14 protein-coding genes are annotated in these 18,428 nt (G+C 62.1%); 6 read left to right on the top strand and 8 right to left on the bottom strand.

The features are described 5' to 3' along the window. Positions 1–452 precede the first annotated feature (452 nt). Both AC0L3H_RS18635 and tyrS read left to right on the top strand, forming a co-directional pair. Entirely contained in the window at positions 453–1,127 is a 675-nt protein-coding gene (locus AC0L3H_RS18635; RefSeq protein WP_027154148.1) for an alpha/beta hydrolase, read from the top strand. Between the two features lie 205 nt (positions 1,128–1,332). Further along, positions 1,333–2,586 carry a tyrosine--tRNA ligase gene (tyrS, locus tag AC0L3H_RS18640; RefSeq protein WP_473586428.1) on the top strand — a complete coding sequence of 418 codons (1,254 nt, stop codon included), beginning with the start codon at positions 1,333–1,335 and terminating at the stop codon, positions 2,584–2,586. A 47-nt stretch (positions 2,587–2,633) separates the two neighbouring features. Here the strand turns inward: tyrS and AC0L3H_RS18645 are convergent, their stop codons facing one another. From AC0L3H_RS18645 to AC0L3H_RS18675, 7 genes are all read right to left on the bottom strand, one after another. Next, complete coding sequence (locus AC0L3H_RS18645; RefSeq protein ID WP_473586429.1) at positions 2,634–3,602, bottom strand: 2-hydroxyacid dehydrogenase; 969 nt, start codon at positions 3,600–3,602, stop codon at positions 2,634–2,636. Positions 3,603–3,615: 13 nt separating this feature from the next. Further along, a complete protein-coding gene (locus AC0L3H_RS18650) occupies positions 3,616–4,656 on the bottom strand; it encodes an L-idonate 5-dehydrogenase (RefSeq protein ID WP_473586430.1) in 1,041 nt (346 codons plus the stop codon). 20 nt (positions 4,657–4,676) lie between these two features. After that, entirely contained in the window at positions 4,677–5,444 is a 768-nt protein-coding gene (locus AC0L3H_RS18655) for an SDR family oxidoreductase (protein WP_473507472.1), read from the bottom strand. 16 nt (positions 5,445–5,460) lie between these two features. Further along, positions 5,461–6,660 (bottom strand): mandelate racemase/muconate lactonizing enzyme family protein, encoded by a 1,200-nt coding sequence (locus AC0L3H_RS18660; RefSeq protein WP_473519552.1) that lies wholly within the window; start codon positions 6,658–6,660, stop codon positions 5,461–5,463. Positions 6,661–6,683: 23 nt separating this feature from the next. Beyond that, positions 6,684–7,991, bottom strand: a complete 1,308-nt coding sequence (locus AC0L3H_RS18665) for a TRAP transporter large permease (protein ID WP_473586431.1) — start codon at positions 7,989–7,991, stop codon at positions 6,684–6,686. A 13-nt stretch (positions 7,992–8,004) separates the two neighbouring features. Further along, entirely contained in the window at positions 8,005–8,517 is a 513-nt protein-coding gene (locus AC0L3H_RS18670) for a TRAP transporter small permease subunit (RefSeq protein ID WP_473586432.1), read from the bottom strand. A gap of 63 nt (positions 8,518–8,580) precedes the next feature. Then, on the bottom strand, positions 8,581–9,609 hold the full coding sequence (locus tag AC0L3H_RS18675; protein WP_473586433.1) for a TRAP transporter substrate-binding protein: 1,029 nt from the start codon (positions 9,607–9,609) through the stop codon (positions 8,581–8,583). Between the two features lie 307 nt (positions 9,610–9,916). On the opposite strand from AC0L3H_RS18675, the gene AC0L3H_RS18680 reads away from it, so the two are divergent. Next, complete coding sequence (locus AC0L3H_RS18680) at positions 9,917–10,690, top strand: GntR family transcriptional regulator (protein WP_473586439.1); 774 nt, start codon at positions 9,917–9,919, stop codon at positions 10,688–10,690. 322 nt (positions 10,691–11,012) lie between these two features. After that, positions 11,013–12,743 carry an adenylate/guanylate cyclase domain-containing protein gene (locus tag AC0L3H_RS18685; RefSeq protein ID WP_473495470.1) on the top strand — a complete coding sequence of 577 codons (1,731 nt, stop codon included), beginning with the start codon at positions 11,013–11,015 and terminating at the stop codon, positions 12,741–12,743. 46 nt (positions 12,744–12,789) lie between these two features. Here the strand turns inward: AC0L3H_RS18685 and AC0L3H_RS18690 are convergent, their stop codons facing one another. Next, positions 12,790–16,173, bottom strand: a complete 3,384-nt coding sequence (locus AC0L3H_RS18690) for a hypothetical protein (protein WP_473586434.1) — start codon at positions 16,171–16,173, stop codon at positions 12,790–12,792. A gap of 95 nt (positions 16,174–16,268) precedes the next feature. On the opposite strand from AC0L3H_RS18690, the gene AC0L3H_RS18695 reads away from it, so the two are divergent. Both AC0L3H_RS18695 and AC0L3H_RS18700 read left to right on the top strand, forming a co-directional pair. Further along, a complete protein-coding gene (locus AC0L3H_RS18695; protein ID WP_473586435.1) occupies positions 16,269–16,736 on the top strand; it encodes a peroxiredoxin in 468 nt (155 codons plus the stop codon). A 173-nt stretch (positions 16,737–16,909) separates the two neighbouring features. Continuing rightward, positions 16,910–18,199, top strand: a complete 1,290-nt coding sequence (locus AC0L3H_RS18700; RefSeq protein ID WP_473586436.1) for a M23 family metallopeptidase — start codon at positions 16,910–16,912, stop codon at positions 18,197–18,199. The last annotated feature ends 229 nt before the right edge of the window (positions 18,200–18,428 follow it).

The following is an 18,428-nucleotide window of genomic DNA, read 5'->3' on the forward strand; positions in this document are numbered from 1 at the left end:
ACCCCCCCCCCCCCCCCCCCCCCCCCCGCCCCACCCCCCCCCCCCGCGCCCCTTCCTCCCCCCCCCCCCCCCCCCCCCCCCCCCGCCCCCCGGGGGGGGGGGCCCCCCCCCCCCCCCCCCAACCCCCCCCCCCCCGCGCCGCGGCAAGCAGCGGCGCGCTAGCATTGTAGTCGAGATAGGCGCGTCTTCCGGCCATTTTCGTTTCGATCGGTCCCTTCAAGAGCCATTCCGCGAGGATAGCGCGTTATTTCCTTGAAATTGCAAGGCAAGCCGTCCTATTTACGCGACTTGCGGCGTGGATGGCCGAACCACGACGTTTTGGCCACCCAGTTTTGAACAATTCTAAACTAGCTTCTAAGAAGACGCTCGCCCTGCGTCAAGGCCTGCGGAAGACTGGGGCCATAGGAAGAGTTGTTCCGGGCGCCGCGCACTTATGCCATGTGGAGTATTTTATGCCTGAGGTCATATTCACCGGTCCGGCCGGCCGCCTGGAGGGTCGCTACCAGCCTTCCAAGGAAAAGAGCGCGCCGATCGCCATCATCCTGCACCCGCACCCCCAGTTCGGCGGCACGATGAACAACAAGATCGTCTATGACCTCTTCTACATGTTCCAGAAGCGGGATTTCACCACGCTTCGCTTCAATTTCCGCGGCATCGGCCGCAGCCAGGGCGAATTCGACCACGGCACCGGCGAATTGTCGGATGCGGCCGCGGCACTTGACTGGGTGCAGTCGCTGCATCCGGATTCCAAGAGCTGCTGGGTCGCCGGCTATTCGTTCGGCTCGTGGATCGGCATGCAGCTTCTGATGCGCCGGCCGGAGATCGAAGGCTTCATCTCGATCGCGCCGCAGCCCAACACCTATGATTTCTCGTTCCTGGCGCCCTGCCCGTCGTCCGGCCTCATCATCCATGGCGACGCCGACAAGGTCGCGCCGCCCAAGGACGTGCAGGGGCTGGTCGACAAGCTGCACACGCAAAAGGGCATCACCATCACCCAGAAGACCTTGCCCGGCGCCAACCATTTCTTCTCCAACGATGCGGACCTCCTGCTCCAGGAATGCGCGGACTATCTCGATCGCCGTCTGGCAGGCGAGTTGTCCGACCCGCGGCCGAAACGGTTGAGATAGGCCGAACAGCGAAGATATCTCCGGCATCTCGCGTCGGGCTTTGTCGCAGGATATGGCATTCGATTCGGAGCCGTGCGGCGCCGTTACAGCGGTCAGGTGGAAAAACCGGATTCCCCTTTTGCTGACCGCGCTTGGATGCTAAACGCCCGCGTTCACGCATGCCACGCCCGATCCGCTTCGGTTGGGCGCTTTCGGGAAAGAAAAAATGTCCGCCTTCAAATCCGATTTCCTGCGCGTAATGAGCGAGCGTGGTTTCATCCACCAGATTTCGGATGATGCCGGCCTCGACCAGCTTTTCGCCAGGGAAACGGTGACCGCCTATGTCGGCTACGATGCCACCGCGACCAGCCTGCACATCGGCAATCTGATTTCCGCGACCATGCTCTACTGGCTGCAGGAGACCGGCCACCGGCCGATCGCGCTGATGGGCGGCGGCACTTCGATGATCGGCGATCCTTCCTTCCGCGACGACCAGCGCAAGCTTTTGACGCCTGAGGCCATCGCCACCAACATCGAGGGCATCAAGCGCATCTTCGGCCGCATCCTGCGTTTCGGCGACGGTCCAAACGACGCGATCATGGTCAACAATGCCGACTGGCTGATGAAGCTCAACTATGTCGAATTCCTGCGCGATGTCGGCCGGCATTTTTCGGTCAACCGCATGCTGACCTTCGACAGCGTCAAGCTGAGACTCGAGCGCGAGCAATCGCTCTCCTTCCTCGAATTCAACTACATGATCCTGCAGGGCTATGATTTCGTCGAGCTCAGCCGGCGCTATGGCTGCCGCCTGCAGATGGGCGGATCGGACCAGTGGGGCAATATCATCAACGGCGTCGATCTCGGACACCGCATGGGCACGCCGCAGCTTTATGCCCTGACCACACCGCTGCTGACGACGTCGTCAGGCGCCAAGATGGGCAAATCGGCCAAGGGCGCGGTCTGGCTGAACGGCGACCTCTACTCGCCCTATGATTTCTGGCAGTACTGGCGCAACACCGAGGACGCCGACGTCACGCGCTTCCTCAAGATTTTCACCCGCCTGCCGCTCGGCGAGATCGCGCGGCTCGCCGCGCTTGGCGGCTCAGAGATCAACGAGGCCAAGAAGGTCCTGGCCACTGAAACGACGGCTATCGTGCATGGCCGCGAGGCGGCCGAGCAAGCCGAGGAAACCGCGCGCAAGACGTTTGAAGAAGGCGCGCTGGCCGAAACGCTGCCGACCGTCGAGGTCGGCAAGGCCGATCTGGAAAGCGGCGTCGGCATATTGTCGCTGTTCGTTGCCGCCGGGCTTGCCGCGTCCAACGGCGAGGCGCGGCGACACATCCAGGGCGGCGCGGTGCGCCTCAACGACCAGTCCGTGTCCGACGATCGCCGGTTGGTGACGCTTGAGGATCTAGGTCCGGAACAGGTCGTAAAGCTGTCGCTCGGCAAGAAAAAACACGTTCTGGTGCGGCCGGTCTGACCGGCCGCCTGACCCATCCCGATGGCGGCATGCAGCTCGCACCCCCGCTAACGGATGCGGTTCTTCAGGTCTTTTCCCGATGCAAGCCTATTGATATTGTCCGCAATCGTTTCCTGGCGGCGGCTGATCGTGCCGTTGGTCCATCCCGACATGTGCGGAGTCATCATCACGTTGTCGAGTTCATGAAACGGCAGGCGTGAGGGCAGCGGGTTCGGCTTCTCTGCGTTCGGATAAACGTACCAAGTGTCGATGACGGCCCCGCCGATCCGTCTCGCCTTCAGCGCCTCGTAGAGAGCTGTTTCGTCGATCACGGCGCCGCGGCCGACATTGAGGATCACCGCGCTTGGCCGCATGGCGGCAAGTTCCCCAGCGCCGATCAGTCCCTGCGTCTGTTCCGTAAGTGGAAGCGTGTTAGCGATCGCATCGGCTGACCCCATGAAGGCCGGCAGGTTTGACAGCGCATAAGTCTCGTCTACCACTTCCGAAATGGAGACTGGGCTGCGGTTGGCGATCGACACCCGCATGCCAAAAGCTTTGGCGCGATGGGCAAGAGTCTTGCCGATATGGCCATAGCCGAGGATGCCGATGGTGGTTTCGCCGAGCTCGGTGCGCAAGCCGTCAGACCCTCCCGCCCAATATTTCCAATCACCCTTCCGTAGACGCCGGTTAGCGTCGGCGAGCGGCACGTGGCGCGCGAGCAGCGCCGCCATCACATATTCGGCGATCGCGTTCTCATGGCCGAAGCAGTTGCACAGCGCCGCGCCGGCAGGCAGGACGGCGGGATCGATCCCGTCATACCCGGCACCTGGAACCTGATAGAGCTTCAGGCTCGAGGGTATCGGCATGGTGGAGGTGAGCCGGATACCGACGATGACGTCCGCCGCTGAATAGAGCGCGCACGGCGTCTCCCCAAACAGATCGTCGGGCACTTCGGCGATGTCGTGCGACTCCTCCAGCAAGGCTTCGAGGCCCCTCCGGAAGGTCAAAGCGTTCGCGCCGTGGAAAACGATGTGCATCCTTGAAGGCTCCTTATCGATCGAACGCAAGCTGAACCTTCATTGACTGCGCCCGATCGGAAGCCAGCCGAAAAGCCTCGTCCGCGCTGTCCAGCGGCACGGTCGCGGTCACCAGCGGTGAAAGATCGACCGCTCCCTTTGCGATCAGTTCCACGGCCCACGCGAACTCTGCATCAAAGCGGAAGCTCCCGCGAAGCGACACTTCCTTGGCGACGGCTGTGTTCAGCGGCATGGAAACGTCACCACCAAGGCCGACGGCGACAATAGTGCCACGCGGGCGCACAACCTCGAACACAGCCGCAAGTGCCTTCCCATTGCCGGAGCACTCAAAGACGGTGTCGAAAGCGCCCTTCTCTTCCGCGAAAGGCCGGAATGCGTCGGGCGCCTCGCTAAGATCGAGTGTTCGGTCGGCCCCGAGCTTGCTTGCGATCCGAAGCGGCGCGGCGGCAATATCGGTGCAGGCGATCTCTTGCGCGCCGGCATGCCGTGCGGCGACGATCGTGAGGCAACCGATCGGTCCGCAGCCCGACACCAGCACGCGCTTTCCGACCAACGAGCCTGCCGAGGAAGCCGCATGCAGGCAGACGGCGAGGGGCTCGGCACAGGCCGCCAGGCCGAGGTCGAGATCGGCGGGAACCGCGAAGACTTGCACCTCGGGCAGGGTCACCTCCTCGCGGAACAGGCCCTGCATGTGGGGAAAGCGCATCGCGCTGCCGAAGAACCTCATGTCGAGGCACTGATTGCTCATATTCATCCGGCAATACCGACATTGCCCACACGGCATGCTCGGATTAATCGCCACACGATCGCCCACTTTGACCTTTGCGACGGCCAGCCCTGTCTCAACAACGCATCCCGCAACTTCGTGGCCGAGGATCATCGGCTCCTTCAGCTGCACGGCGCCGAAACCGCCGTGGTGATAGTAATGAAGGTCGGAACCACAGATGCCGCCGCGCTCGATGCGCACGCGCACTTCGCCGGGACCGGGCGACTGTGCCGGTTCGTTGTCTTCGATCCTGATGTCGTGCGGCTTATAAGCAACCAGCGCGCGCATGAAACAGCTCCTGCGGGAGGTCAGAGGACGGAAATCATTCCGCCGTCGACATAGATAATCTGGCCGCTGACATAGTCGGACGCGGCGGAGGCAAGGAAGATCGCGGCGCCGACGAGCTCTTCAGGCTTTCCCCAGCGCCGGGCCGGCGTCCGGCCTTTGACCCAAGCATCGAATTGAGGATTGGCGATCAGCGCCTCGTTCATGTCCGTCACCATATAGCCCGGGCCGATGGCATTGACCTGGATGCCATGTTCGGCCCACTCGGCCGTCATGGCTTTGGTCAGCATTTTGATGCCGCCCTTGGCGACGGTGTAGGGGGCTACCGTGGCGCGGGCCAGTTCGCTGGTCAGCGAGCCAATATTGACGATCTTGCCGCTGCCTCGGGAGATCATCCGCTTCGCGGCCTCGCGGCCCACAATGAAGGCGCTGGTGAGGTTCGTGTCGATCACCCTCTGCCATTCCGCAGTCGAAAGTTCCACCATCGGCTTGCGCAGCTGGATGCCCGCATTGTTGACGAGGATGTCTATCGCCACACCCTCCCGATCGAAGCCTTCGAAGGCGGCGACGACAGAGGCCTCATCCGTAACGTCGAAGCAGGATTCGCGCACGCTCATCCCCTCTTCGCGCATATTCGAGGAAGCCGCGAGGAGGCGATCGCGGTTGACGCCGTTCAGGACAATCGACGCGCCCGCCTGCGCCAGTCCGACGGCGATAGCATGGCCGAGACCGCGCGAAGAGCCAGTCACCAGGGCCGTCTTGTTCTTCAGGCTGAACAGGCTGATCGACATTCTAGTCTTCCCTAGATCATAAAGACGAGGCTCGCACCGAGAGGTCAGCCCTCTCGAAGACGGACGGCAGGAGTTCGAGACCGAGGCCCGGTCCCTCCATCGGATAGACGTAGCCGTTTTCTATTTTCGGCACTGTCGTGACAAGCTCGTTGTACCAGCCGCGATAGAAGGCGCGCACCGATTCCTGGATCAGTGTGTTGGGTTGGCTAAAGGACATATGAACCGCAGCGGCGAACCCCACCGGTCCGATGCAGTCATGCGGCGCAAAGGGACGGTGATAGGTTTCGGCAAGTGCCGCGATCTTGCGCCCCTCGGTCAGCCCCCCGGTCCAGCACAGATCGACCATGACGACGTGCATTGCGTCGCGCTCCAGCATGTCCTTGTAGGGCCAGCGCGAGCCGAGCGTCTCGCTGGCGCAGACCCAGACGTCGGTCGACGCGGCATATTCGGCGAGCGCCTGCGCCGAGTTCATCCGGATTGGGTCCTCGTACCAAGTCGGGCTGTACGGTTCGAGCGCCTTGGCGATCTTCCTCGCCGTCGGCAGGTTCCACAGCGAGTGGAACTCGACCATGATCTCGATCTTGTCGTCGACGGCCTTGCGGATCTTTTCGAACGGCGCGACCGCCTTCTTCATCTGCTCCGCGGTGATGTACTGGCCACGCGTTTCCTGCGCGGCCGGATCGAAGGGCCAGATCTTCATGGCTGTGATGCCGGACTCGAGCAGGTTCTCGGCGAGTTCGTCCGGCCGGTTCATGAAGCCGTCGAGATCTTCGTACGGTCCTTCGCGCCCGCCGAGGTTCCAGTTCGACACCGGCCTGATGTTGTTGGTGCGGACATAGCGGTATCCGGCGCAGGTGTTGTAGATGCGGATCTTGTCCCAGCACAGGCCGCCCAGCATCTGGTGCACCGGTTGGCCGCAGACCTTTCCGAAGATATCCCAAAGCGCGATGTCGATCGCCGAGGCGGCCCGGTATTCGGCCCCGGTTGACGACTGCGCCATCGGAAGCGAGACCATTTCCTTGTTGAGCGCCTCTATGTGCAGCGGATTGCGGCCCAACAGTCTGGCTGCGAGCGTGTCGTGGATGTGCGCCTCCACCGCCCCAGCCCCATAGAAAGTTTCGCCAAGTCCGGTCACACCTGCATCGGTCTCGACGTGGACCCACAAGACGTTTGAGAACTCTTCCAGCCGGAAGGTCTTGATCGACGTAATTTTCATTGTTGTGCCTTTGGGAGTTTTTCCTAGCCGAAGAATCGCGGGAGCCAGAGCGAGATTTCCGGGAAGCTCAGAAGCAATGCCAGAACAGCAAGCTGCAACAGTATGAAGGGCCAGAGAGACGCGAATATTTTCTGAAGGGTGATCTCCGGTGGGGCCACGCTCTTGAGGTAGAACGCTGCCGGTCCGAACGGCGGCGAAAGGAACGCAACCTGCATCGTCACCGAAAAGAGTACGCCGAACCAGACCGGGTCGTAGCCGAGAGCCAGCACGATGGGCACGAAGATCGGCATGCAGAGCAAAAGGATGCCGATCCAGTCCATGAACATGCCGAGCACAACAAACACGGCCATCATGACCAGGATGGTGATGAAGGGCGAGATGTCGAGGCCGGTGATGAGGTCCGTGACGTAGCGCTGTCCGCCTGACAGATTATAGACGCCAATCAGGACGGCCGCACCAAACGTCACCCACAGGATGATGCCGCAGGCGCGCAAGGTCTGCGTCAGCGCCTGGCGAACGATCTTCCAACTCAGTTCTCCGCGCAGCGCGATGATCGCAATCGTCATCCCCACCGCGATGCTCGCCGCTTCGGTGATAGAGGTGATGCCGCCATAGATGCAGCCGAATACGGTTACGATAAGCGCAGCGGTCGGGAGCGCGCCGCGCGTAAACTTGCCCCAAGAGAACTCGGCAAGATCTTTTGCCGAAGGCATCGGTGCGATGGATGGGTTCAGCCAGCAGCGCACGACAATGTACGCAAGATAGACGCCGGCGAGCAGAAAGCCGGGAATGAACGAGGCCAGAAACAGCTTGTGCACGGAGACGTCGGCCGTCAGGCCGTAAATGATGAGCACGATCGAAGGCGGGATCATCGTGCCCAGCGAACCACCGGCGCAGACGATCCCGATGGCGAGATTGCGGTCATATCCGAGACGCAGCATCTGCGGCAGGGCGACGAGGCCAAGCAGCACGATCTCGCCGCCGATGATCCCGCTGATCGCGGCGAGCAGCACCGAAATCACGAGGGTGACGATGCCGATGCCGCCGCGCACCCTTCCGACCACGCTGTGGAGTGCGTCGTACAGGTCACGGGCCAGGCGTGAGCGTTCGAGCAGCGACGCCATCAGGATAAACATCGGCACCGAAAGCAGCGTGTATTCGGTGGCCAGGCCGTAGACCGTCTTGTGAGCAAGCGCGATGACCGGCGTTCCGAACTTGGCGTAGGCTACAAGAATGGCGAGTGAGCCGGCGGCGAAGGCGAGCGGCACGCCGACGGCCATAAGCCCAAAGACACCGAAAAGCAGAATTATGGAGATGAGTTCGATCGTCATGTCCGGCCGCCCGTCAGGTAATGCGTTCGTCTTCGACCGGCGGGTGGCGGCGACCGTTGCGAACGAAATTGACGATTGCAATGAGCGCCATGGCAGCTGCGGCCACGACGATGAGCGGTTTGATCACAGCCGGAATGGGTGGGTTCCAGGCGGTGCCGAAACGCTCCCAGGTGACAAGCGCGCGCCATGCCGTCGGAAATCCGAACCACGCCAGCCCGCCGCAGAAAACCAGGGTGCAAAGGAGTGCAATCGCGTCGAAAACACGCCGCACCGGCCGGGGCACCATGTCGTAGATCACGGAAATCCGCAGATGTTCGTCACGTTGCATGGCGTAGACGCCAGACACCAGGAAGACGATCGCGGACAGGAAAAGCGACAGTTCGTTGGCCCACACCGTGGGGCTTCCGAAAATGTAGCGCGCAGCGACCTCATAAAGCGTGATCACGACGATCACGAGCAGCAGCAGGGAAAACCAAGCCAGTGGCGACTTGCCTGCTTCGTGGTGGGTATCCGGTTCGGCTGACATGATGCTGCCTCTCGGTTTCGGGCGGCGGCATCCAAGCCGCCCGCCCGGTTGAAATGCGGAGGGCTATTTCAGGATGCCGAGCTTGGCCATGTAGGCGACATGCGACTCGTAGGCCGCCTTTGCCTCCGGGCTGCGCTGCGCCCAATCGCCCCAAACCTCTTGGGCAACCTTGCGGAAAGCGAGCCGGTCCTCCTCGCTCCAGTTGTGAAGGGTGACGCCGGCAGCCGTCAGTTCGGCCGCTGCCTTCTCGTCGTCGACCGCCGATTGAGATGCAACCTCCTTGGCGATCGTGTCGACCGCATCGCGAAGCGCTTGCTTCTGGGCGTCTGACAGTGCGTTCCACCTGTCGAGGTTGACCGTGACATGCTCGATCGGCATCGAATGGAAGCCGGGATAGGTGGCATGCTTTCCAACGTCATAGAGGCCGAGCCCTTTGTTGACAGCCAAGGTCGAAGCGTCGGCGCCGGAAACCGTGCCCGTGGACATTGCCGTGAACACTTCGCCGAACGGCATCACGACCGGAGCTGAGCCAAGTTTTTGGAAAATTTCCGATTCCATCCCCGGCGGCGAGCGGAATTTCCACCCCTTCAAATCCCCGATTCCGGCCAGTGTGGTCGTAGATCCAAGCGATTCCGGCGTGGCGACGAACACGCCGACCAGATGCATGTTGAATTGTTCATAGAGTTGGTTGGCGAGGTCGAGGCCTCCGGCATCCCTGTACCACCCGAGGATCTCGCCGGGCTTGGAGTAACCGCCCATGATGTCGCCATAGAATTGGAAGGCTGGGTTCTTGCCGGTGACATAGCCCGCGCCTGTCGCGTCGCCGTCGATAATGCCGGTAGCGGCCGCTTCGAAGGCTTCGGATGACTTCACGACCGACGAACTGGTCAGCATCTCTACCTGAAGTGTTCCACCTGACCCCTGGTTTGCAAGTTCAGCAAAGCGAATGAGCGCCTTGCCTTGCAGCGATGTCGGGCTGTGATGCGTCTGGAAACGCAGCGTCGCGGCCTCATCTGCCAATGAAGCGGCGGGCACAATCGCAAGCAGACCGAACAACGCGGCCCCTGCTATGCGTGATCGAAAGCTGGTCATGCTGAACTCCTCCTGAGCAAGATCACATCGCCTCCACGATGTCAGTGACATATTGTAAAATTTCACTAAAGATCACATATCCGAGTTTTGCACCATACGCAACGCCAATTTAGGATGCGCCCGCGCGATGCAGCAGGCAACGAATGCGGGGCCAGCGCAAAAGGTGGGGAATGGAGGGCAGCTACAGAAAGCGCTTTGCACGCGATGAAATATCACAATATGTTGTGTATTACGCACAAAGCGAGATCGGAGAGGCATGAGCAAACAACCCCCCAATAGGCGCGTGAAGCCCAAGGCGGCAAAAGGGATGCCTATCGACACCCCCTCACCGACTCGCCGGAATGCTGTCAACCTGCTGGACCTGGCCTACGAGAAATTCGAGCACCTGATCGTCACGTGCGAGTTAAAACCTGGAGCTTTTCTCACGATACAAGACCTGCAGGAAATGTCGGGGTTCAGCCGCACGCCCGTCCATCAGGCCGTCACGCGGCTAGCGGCCGACACCCTGATGATCGTCAGGCCCCGGCATGGCCTGCAGGTGGCCCCCATTGATCTGGCGCGAGAGCGACTGCTGCTCAAACTCCGTCGCGATCTCGAGCGTTTCGTCATTCGCCTCGCGGCGGAGCGATCGGGCTCGTCGCATCGCAACCAGATGCTGCACTTGGCCCGTCAGTTGCGGGAACGGCGGGAAGCGATTGCAATTGGTGAGTTCAATGCTTTTGACCGGCGGATTGACCAACTGATCTTGGCCGCAGCGGGCGAGCCGTTTCTGGAACACACGCTGCGCCCGCTTCATACCATCTTCAGACGTGTTGGCTGGATCTATCACAATCGCACCAGCGGACACTCCAATATTAAAAAGACCGTCGACACGCATCTGTCGGTCCTGGATGCAGTGGTCAAACGGGACATCGAGCAGGCCATTCGATCCTCTGACTCCTTGATCGATTTCGTAGACAGCATGTTCGATGTCATCGAACGCGACGTCGATCCTGAATTCATGGACTGTACCCTCGACCCAATTCTGCCGATGGCTTCTGCTGAACGGCAGGAACAAAGAAACGCCGTCGCCAAATCCTAAAATGCTTTTGCGGAAGTTCGAGAGCTGCACTGCGGCGAAAACGGCAGGTTAGTATCAGGAATCGGACCTTTGTCCGTGACCGCTCAGAAGTCTGTCTATGGTCCCAAGTCGTGTTCATATCGGACGTTTCCGGTCTGACGCCGCGCGGATCGGGGCGTCTCCCGCCATCGATGCGATCGAGTTCGCAGCCACCTGACGGAAGGCGGAAGGTTCTGATCCACCCTTTCTTGCTGCTGCGGTAGGACAACTTCTTGATCAGCCACATGCCCAAATTGCTGGATTTGGCAGCCCAGGAGGATAGGCTTGGTTTTTGGTTCAGGCGATGGAACAGAGACTAGCCGCAATTCTGGCTGCCGATATGGCGGGCTACAGTCGGCTAATGGAGGCCGACGAATCCGGCACGCTCGCACGCCTTCGGACCCATCGCATAGAACTGGTCGATCCCGCCATCGCGAAGAACAAGGGCCGGATCATCAAGACCACCGGAGACGGCATGCTCGTTGAGTTCCAGAGCGTGACCGATGCCGTGAAATGCGCCGTGGAAATCCAACAGCGCATGAAACGGCGCAATTCGGATGTGCCGCAAGAACGGCGTATCGAATTCAGGATCGGCATAAATCTCGGCGACATCATTTTCGACGATGACGACATTTTCGGCGACGGCGTCAATATTGCCTCGCGCATCGAGCAACTCGCCGACGTCGGCGGTATCTGCGTGACCGCAGCGGTGGCGACCCAAATTGCCGACCGTCTCGAAATTGCCATGGAGGATTTGGGCGAGAAGACGTTAAAGAACATCAGCCGCCCGGTTCGCCTCTATCGCATTGGGCTTGACAGTCCTGTCCTGCCAGAAGTCGAGGCAAAGCGATCCATCTCGAAACCTTCGATAGTGGTGCTGCCATTCACCAACATGAGCGGCGACCCCGAGCAGGAATTTTTCGCGGACGGACTGACCGAGGACATCATCACCGAACTGTCCCGCCACCATGAGCTGTTCGTCATCTCGCGCAATTCCAGCTTCGTCTACAAGAACCGCGCCGTGAATGTGCGCGAGGTGGCCGAGAAACTCGACGTCCAATACCTGGTGGAGGGAAGCGTCCGCAAGATCGGCGACAGGGTGCGCGTGACGGTTCAGCTCATCGACACGGCGAATGACGCTCATATCTGGGCAGACAAATATGACCGGAAGCTGGACGACATATTCGCGATTCAGGATGAGGTGACCGCGGCGATCGCAGCCACGCTGCCCGGTCGTGTCGAGGCGGCTCAGCGGGACCAGCTCGCGCGGGCGAAACCCGCAAACATGGCCGCGTATGAATGTGTGCTTGCCGCCAAGGTGCTGCATCACAAAAGCACGATTGCGGATAATGAACGCGCGCAAACCTTGATAGGCAGGGCCGTCGCGCTCGACCCCGATTATGCCCATGCCCATGCCTGGCGGGCCTGCATTCTTGGTCAGGCCTGGGTCTATAACTGGTGCAAAGACCGGGATGCCGTCTGGAACGACATCATGGCAGCGCTGGACAGGGCGCTGGCGCTGGACGACAACGATGCCGATGTCCACCGCATCCTCGCCGCAGTGAACGTGAACAACAATGAGCTGACCACAGCGCGCTACCATCAAGAGCGCGCCCTCACCCTCAATCCCAATTACGACCTCGTGGTGGTGCAGCAAGGCGAGTTGTTGACGTGGCTGGGGAGGCCGGAAGAGGGAATTGAATGGATCCGCAAGGCAATGCAGTTGAATCCGCACCACCCGGAGAGGTTCTGGAGCCATCTGGGAAAGGCGCGTTTCGCCGCGCGCCAGTATGGCGAGGCGATCGAAGCTTTCATGCATCTGTCAACCATGGACTCGGTTCAGCATGCTTTCGCCGCTGCCTGCTACGGCTGGCTCGGCGACGAAATCGCCGCCGCGGCGCATCTACGCAAGGTCAAAACGCTCGATCCCCAATTCGACCTCGATTCATTTATCGCCACCCTGCACTATGCCCAAGAGTCTGATGTGCAGCACGTCCGCGAGGGACTGCTGAAAGCCGGTATTGCCCACCTGTAAGTACGAACCAGATCCAATTGGGGCTCGAAGTGATTGAGCTTTCACCTTACCGATACTCGAAGATCGACCTGAAAATTCCGGGCGCGATCACCGACAGCGGATTGACGTCCAGTTTGGGCTTGTTGGCATTGCCCCTGAGCCGGTAAGTCACGCCGATCAGGCCGCGATCGCGGCCATTGCCGAGCAGCGCCCCGAACAGCGGCAGTTCGCCAAAGATGCGGTTGATGCCGTAGACCGGCATGAAGGTGCCGGTCATGTCCATGTTGTTGTTCTTGTCATAGAGCGTGCCCTGGAAGGTGGTGCCGATGCGCGGGCCGCGCAGCACGCCATTGGCCAACTTCAGATAGCCGGCGCCCTTTTCGATCTCGGAAAAGCCGCGCTCGAACTTCACTCTCGACGTGTCGATATTGGCTTTGACGGCTTCGTTGAGGCTGCGGCTGTCACCGGCCGGCGTCGTCGATACGAGCGAGGCGAGTTTCGGCTCGTTGACCACGAAGAAATCATGCGAGTCGACCTGGCCCTTCATCGGCCCATCGCTTGCCCCGGCGAGCGCCAGGGTGATCGAGCCGCCCTCCATATGCTCGTAGATGTTGAGGAACCGCAGGATGGCGCCGGCGTCGGCCGACCGCACGTTGAGGGCGCGCTTGCCGGCGCCGGTCGTATTGCTGATGCTGATGGCAGCACCCGAACTTGCCGTGGCGCTCACCTTGAGCCCATTCACCCTTGAGCCGGCGGCGCTGTAGTCGAGCTTCAGGTTCGACAGCGTCTCGTTGTGGAAGCCGGTCAGCGAATTGACGTCGGCGCTGACCGAAATCGCGTCGGAACCCGTGGCCTTGGTGGCGGTGTCGACATCCGACGTGAATTGCTTGATCAGCGAGCGCGCGTCCAGCGCGCTGCCGCTGATGTCGATCGCGTAGCCTTTGCCCGATCGTTTCACCGAAACGGCAACGTTGTCTCCCCGGTTCAACTTGACGTTGCTGAACCGCGCCGATGACAGGGCGCCTTTGACCAGCACCACGCCGCCATCGATCGAAAAGGTCTTTCCATTCAGGTCGAAGTCGGACAGCGTCGTGGTGTCGCCGGATTTGGCCATGGCAAATGTGACATTGGCTGGAATGCCGGGGCCCTTGCTCCAGCCTGCCCAGGGAATGTCCAGCCTGGCATTGGTCAGGTCCGCCGAGACAGTCTGGTTGCCCGTGTTGCCCGTGCCGCTCTTGTCGATCTCAACCTTGACGGTTCCAGAAAGCAGCTCCGACAGGCCAGGCATGGCGGCGGCACGTATCTTGTCGTCGAGCGTCAGCGCCACTTTCCGGCTGCGTGGCGGTCCGCCATCCCTGAGCGGTTCGATCAGGTCGAGTTCGGCTGGAATGCCATTGAGCAGCGCCTTGGCTGATATCACCGCCTTCTCGGGTTCGACCGTGATCGAACCGTCCGCGTCCGTCACCGTCTGGTCTTCGAACGGCTTGCCCAGCGACAGGTCTTTGTAATCGAGCGTCACCAGCCAATCGAGTTTCGAGCTGTCGACGCCGCGCTGCAGCGGAATGTCCGCCTTGACGTGGCCGGTCACCGTGCCGGACAGGTCTTCCGGCAGCAGCCCGACACGGCGCATGCCGTTGATCGGCTCGTAGGAAGCGAGCTCGGCGATCGCGGACGCCTCCCCGGCAACATCGATATCGAGCGCGCCGATCACCGGCGGGCGGTTCGCCGCCTTGACCGTCATCGTGCCGTTGCTTGCCGCGACCGTGCGGCCGCTGGCCATATAGACGTTGCCCGAGGACAAGGCGATGTCGACGTCATTGCCGTGGAATTCGACGACGCCGACGGCATCGCGTATCGGCGGAATGTGACCGGCTGTATCGAAGCGCGATCCCTCGACCTGGAAACGGCCGAATACCTCATCAGATGAAAGCGGGATGCCGTTGCCAAGGCGCCCGGGCACGACCTGGAACTGCAGGCTGGCGTCGACGACACGGCCGCCGAACAGATTTTTCAACACCCACAGGCGAGCGTTTCGCGCCGCAAACCAGGGCCACAACTGCTTGACATGCGAGACCGGCATGTCGTGGACGTTGAAGGCTACAGATATGCCCGGCACCTTTCCCTCGGGGAATTCGACCGAAGCCGTGCCCAGCGCCTCGCTGTCGGACCCGGACCGGATCCCGATTTGCTCGGCCACCAGCTTGCGGCTGCGGGTCTGGTAGACGCCGGCCACCCGGGCGATGAAATCGAGCGCAGGTTCGGAGGATTCCGAAGGCGCCAGCGTCGAGCCGTCGCTGGTCAGGTCGTAGCGATAGGACGGCTCCTCGCCTGCTGTTCCGGTCGCCGGCTTCGGCCCGATCGAACCGGCGAACTCGAATGTCGAGCGACCGGTCCTCACTTGCAGCCGGTCCACCTGGACCTTGTTGGCGCCGGCGACAAGCGTCGCAGCGAGATCGACGTCGGCTGGAAGCGAGCCACGCGTGCCAAGATCGAGCACGGCACCGGCGAACGACAGCGAGGCCGCCAGCCGCGACGCGTTGTCGCCGGATCCTTCCGATCCCGCCAGCTTCAAGGCAATCGCGCCAAGCGTCCCGCCCGGCGCTGTCGCGGTCTGGTCAAGCTGCGCTATCTCGACGCTGGCATCCAACGCCGTCACGCGCCGCGTCGTCGCATCACGGCTGGCTGAGGCGGCGATTGTGAGTGTCCTGCCGTCGACAGCCGCATCGGATGAAAACTCCAAACCGCCCGGCCCCGACTGCGCAACGGTAGCATCCGCGATCCTGACCAGTTTGACCAACCCGGCCTCGGGCGGAACGAGGTCGACATTGCGCAGCTCGATCCGGCGCATCTGCTCCTCGCGCACCGCATCGAGCGCGTGACCGATGCTGGCAAAGACCGTGCCGGCCAGCCTTTCCGGATCGATGAGGCCGTCGTCATTGCGCAGTGCCGCCGTCCAGTCGCCACCCGACGGCAGCGCCGCCATCACGATGCGCGCGTCGGAAATCCTGGCGCTGGTAAGCCGCACCTCGCCCGAAAGCAGCGGTATCAGCCTTACGCCGAACCGGACACGCCCGGCATCGGCCATCGGCTTGCCGTCGGCGGTCTTGAGGCTGACGTCGCTGACCTGCAGCGCAATGAAGCTCGATCCGTCGAGCGTGAGACGGGCCGGCCCGACCGCAACGTCGAGGTCGACGCCGGCCAATTTCTCGATGGCCGTTTCCGCCTCGGCCCGCAGCCGCTCGGTGCCGAAGCCGGACATGCCGATCGCATAGACAGCGGCGGTGGCCAGCAGCACAAGGGCCAAAAGGCCGGCAAACAGCCGCGCAAGAATACCAACGCCGCGGCCCTGGCCGAGCGGCGGTATGCGGCACGCGGACGGGAAGGCCCCCAGGTCGGTGATTTCATCACGCCTGAATCTGATCTTCTCGTGCTGCGGCTGCTCCTGATCCACACAATTTTCCGTTGAACGAACTCGACCGTGGACGACTCCCGGTGCGACAATATATCGATGAGGCCTCGCGCGTAACCACAAACAAGGGCACCGATATGGCTGATCTCGACGTCGGCGACGTTGCGCCGCAGTTCGACCTTCCCCGCGACGGCGGCGGATCGCTCAGCCTCGCGACATTGCGGGGAAAGCCGGTCGTGCTTTACTTCTATCCGCAGGACGACACCACCGGCTGCACCAACGAGGCGATCGGCTTTTCGCAGTTGAAGCCGGAATTCGAAAAGCTCCGCGCTGTCGTGATCGGCCTGTCGCCGGACAGCGTCCGAAAACACGACAAATTCAAGTCGAAATACGATCTGACCGTCGACCTCGTCGCCGACGAGGAGCGCAAGGTGATCGAAGCCTATCATCTGTGGGTCGAGAAGCAGCTCTATGGCCGCCGCTATATGGGCGTCGAGCGCGCAACGTTCCTGATCGGCAGCGACGGACGGATCGCCCGGATCTGGCGAAACGTTCGCGTCAAAGGCCATGCCGAGGCGGTGCTGGAGGCCGTGCGCGCGCTTTGACGTCAATTTCTGGGACATCAATTTCGGCTGTGGCCTGAACCCGTCTGAAGCACGGGGCCGAAGCAATCCGGCTTGCAACCCATGGGCTGCAAGCTGGGCGCCAGCAACCGACCGTTAACCTTAATGATGTGTAATCGGGCTTGTCGTTGGTGTCGTAACGAAAGCTTGGTCCTGTGAACGTAGCCAGTCAGTCAACGGTCTTTGGCAGGCGCAATGAGCCCCACACGGTCATTATCGCCCGGGGCAACGAGATCAGGCATTTCACCATACGGCCATGGCTTGCCGCATTTTGCGGCTCGGCGCTGGCGGCGATGGCGATAGGCTATCTGCTGGCGACCTCCTATCTCGTGCTGCGCGACGACCTGATCGGCGCGACCACGGCACGGCAGGCGCGCATGCAGCAGGCCTATGAGGACCGCATCTCCGCACTGCGCGCCCAGGTCGACCGGATCACCAGCCGTCAGCTGCTCGACCAGCAGCTCATGGAAACCAAAGTTGGCGAGTTGCTGGAACGACAGACCCAGCTCAGCCTGCGCCACGGCCGCATCGGCCCGCTCCTCGAACGCGCCGAGAGCGACGTCGGAACGCCGCCCGCCGCAGGCACGGCTGTGTCCGCAAAGTCGGATAAACGCGCCGAGGTGACCGACGCCCCGCTACAGGCCTATGCGGTTGCCAGCCTCGGCGCCAACCTTGGCGCTGGCGACTCCAGGCCGTTCTCGCTGTGGTCGACCCGCTCCGATCCGCTGCCGAGCGACACGGCGGCCGATCGTGCCGACAGGCTGTTCGTGTCGATCAACGCCGCGCTCAAGGCCATAGAGAGCCAGCAGCTCACCCGCATCGCCACGCTTGCCGACAACGCCTACAAAAACGCCGATGCGATTTCTCAGGCGCTCGAGGCGGCTGGCCTGCCGGTCGACGGCGATTTCGGCAAGAGCGATGCCGGCGGTCCGCTGATACCACTCGACAGTTCGATGACGTTCGACAGCAAGGTAAGGGAACTCGACGAGGCGCTGGACGCGCTTGACCGGCTGAAGACGGAGGCGCGACGGCTGCCGCTCGCCAACCCCGCGCCCGGTCGCTCGGTCACCAGCCCGTTCGGCGTGCGCACCGATCCGCTGCTCGGCACCGCCGCGCTGCATTCGGGGATGGATTTCAGGGCGCCGACCGGGATGCCTGCCAAGGTCACGGCGCCCGGCGTTGTCGTCAAGGCCGGCTGGAACGGCGGCTACGGCCGCATGGTCGAGATCGACCATGGCAATGGCTTTGCGACGCGCTATGGGCATCTCAGCAAAATCGACGTGACCGTCGGCAAGCGGCTCAACGCCGGCGACGTCATCGGCAAGACCGGCAGCAGCGGCCGCTCGACCGGCCCGCATCTGCATTACGAAATCCGCCACCATGGCGAGGCCATCGACCCGCTGCGCTTCCTGAGGGTCGGCAAGAAGGTCGCGCGGTATCTTTAGTCTCCGGCAGGGGTGCCTCTGACAGGTCGGAGGCTTTTCGGCTGCGCGCGTCGCGTCGGTGCAGAACCTTTTTGATGCCGGGGGGGGGGGGGCCCCCCCCCCCCCCCCCCGGGGGGGGGGGGGGGGGGGGGGGGGGCCCCGGCCCCCCCCCCCCCCCCCCCCCCCCGCCCCCCCCGACCCTGACCATCCGGCGAATTTCGGCCGGCTCTGTTCCAAGGGCTCGGCGCTG

The organism is Mesorhizobium sp. WSM4816, assembly GCF_055811535.1.

Bases quoted from the DNA above. Each gene is read 5' to 3' on its own strand.
- AC0L3H_RS18685 (WP_473495470.1), top strand. From the start codon at position 11,013: ATGGAACAGAGACTAGCCGCAATTCTGGCTGCCGATATGGCGGGCTAC.
- AC0L3H_RS18675 (WP_473586433.1), bottom strand. From the start codon at position 9,609: ATGACCAGCTTTCGATCACGCATAGCAGGGGCCGCGTTGTTCGGTCTG.
- AC0L3H_RS18665 (WP_473586431.1), bottom strand. From the start codon at position 7,991: ATGACGATCGAACTCATCTCCATAATTCTGCTTTTCGGTGTCTTTGGG.
- AC0L3H_RS18670 (WP_473586432.1), bottom strand. From the start codon at position 8,517: ATGTCAGCCGAACCGGATACCCACCACGAAGCAGGCAAGTCGCCACTG.
- AC0L3H_RS18650 (WP_473586430.1), bottom strand. From the start codon at position 4,656: ATGCGCGCGCTGGTTGCTTATAAGCCGCACGACATCAGGATCGAAGAC.
- AC0L3H_RS18635 (WP_027154148.1), top strand. From the start codon at position 453: ATGCCTGAGGTCATATTCACCGGTCCGGCCGGCCGCCTGGAGGGTCGC.
- AC0L3H_RS18645 (WP_473586429.1), bottom strand. From the start codon at position 3,602: ATGCACATCGTTTTCCACGGCGCGAACGCTTTGACCTTCCGGAGGGGC.
- AC0L3H_RS18680 (WP_473586439.1), top strand. From the start codon at position 9,917: ATGCCTATCGACACCCCCTCACCGACTCGCCGGAATGCTGTCAACCTG.
- AC0L3H_RS18655 (WP_473507472.1), bottom strand. From the start codon at position 5,444: ATGTCGATCAGCCTGTTCAGCCTGAAGAACAAGACGGCCCTGGTGACT.
- tyrS (WP_473586428.1), top strand. From the start codon at position 1,333: ATGTCCGCCTTCAAATCCGATTTCCTGCGCGTAATGAGCGAGCGTGGT.
- AC0L3H_RS18660 (WP_473519552.1), bottom strand. From the start codon at position 6,660: ATGAAAATTACGTCGATCAAGACCTTCCGGCTGGAAGAGTTCTCAAAC.
- AC0L3H_RS18695 (WP_473586435.1), top strand. From the start codon at position 16,269: ATGGCTGATCTCGACGTCGGCGACGTTGCGCCGCAGTTCGACCTTCCC.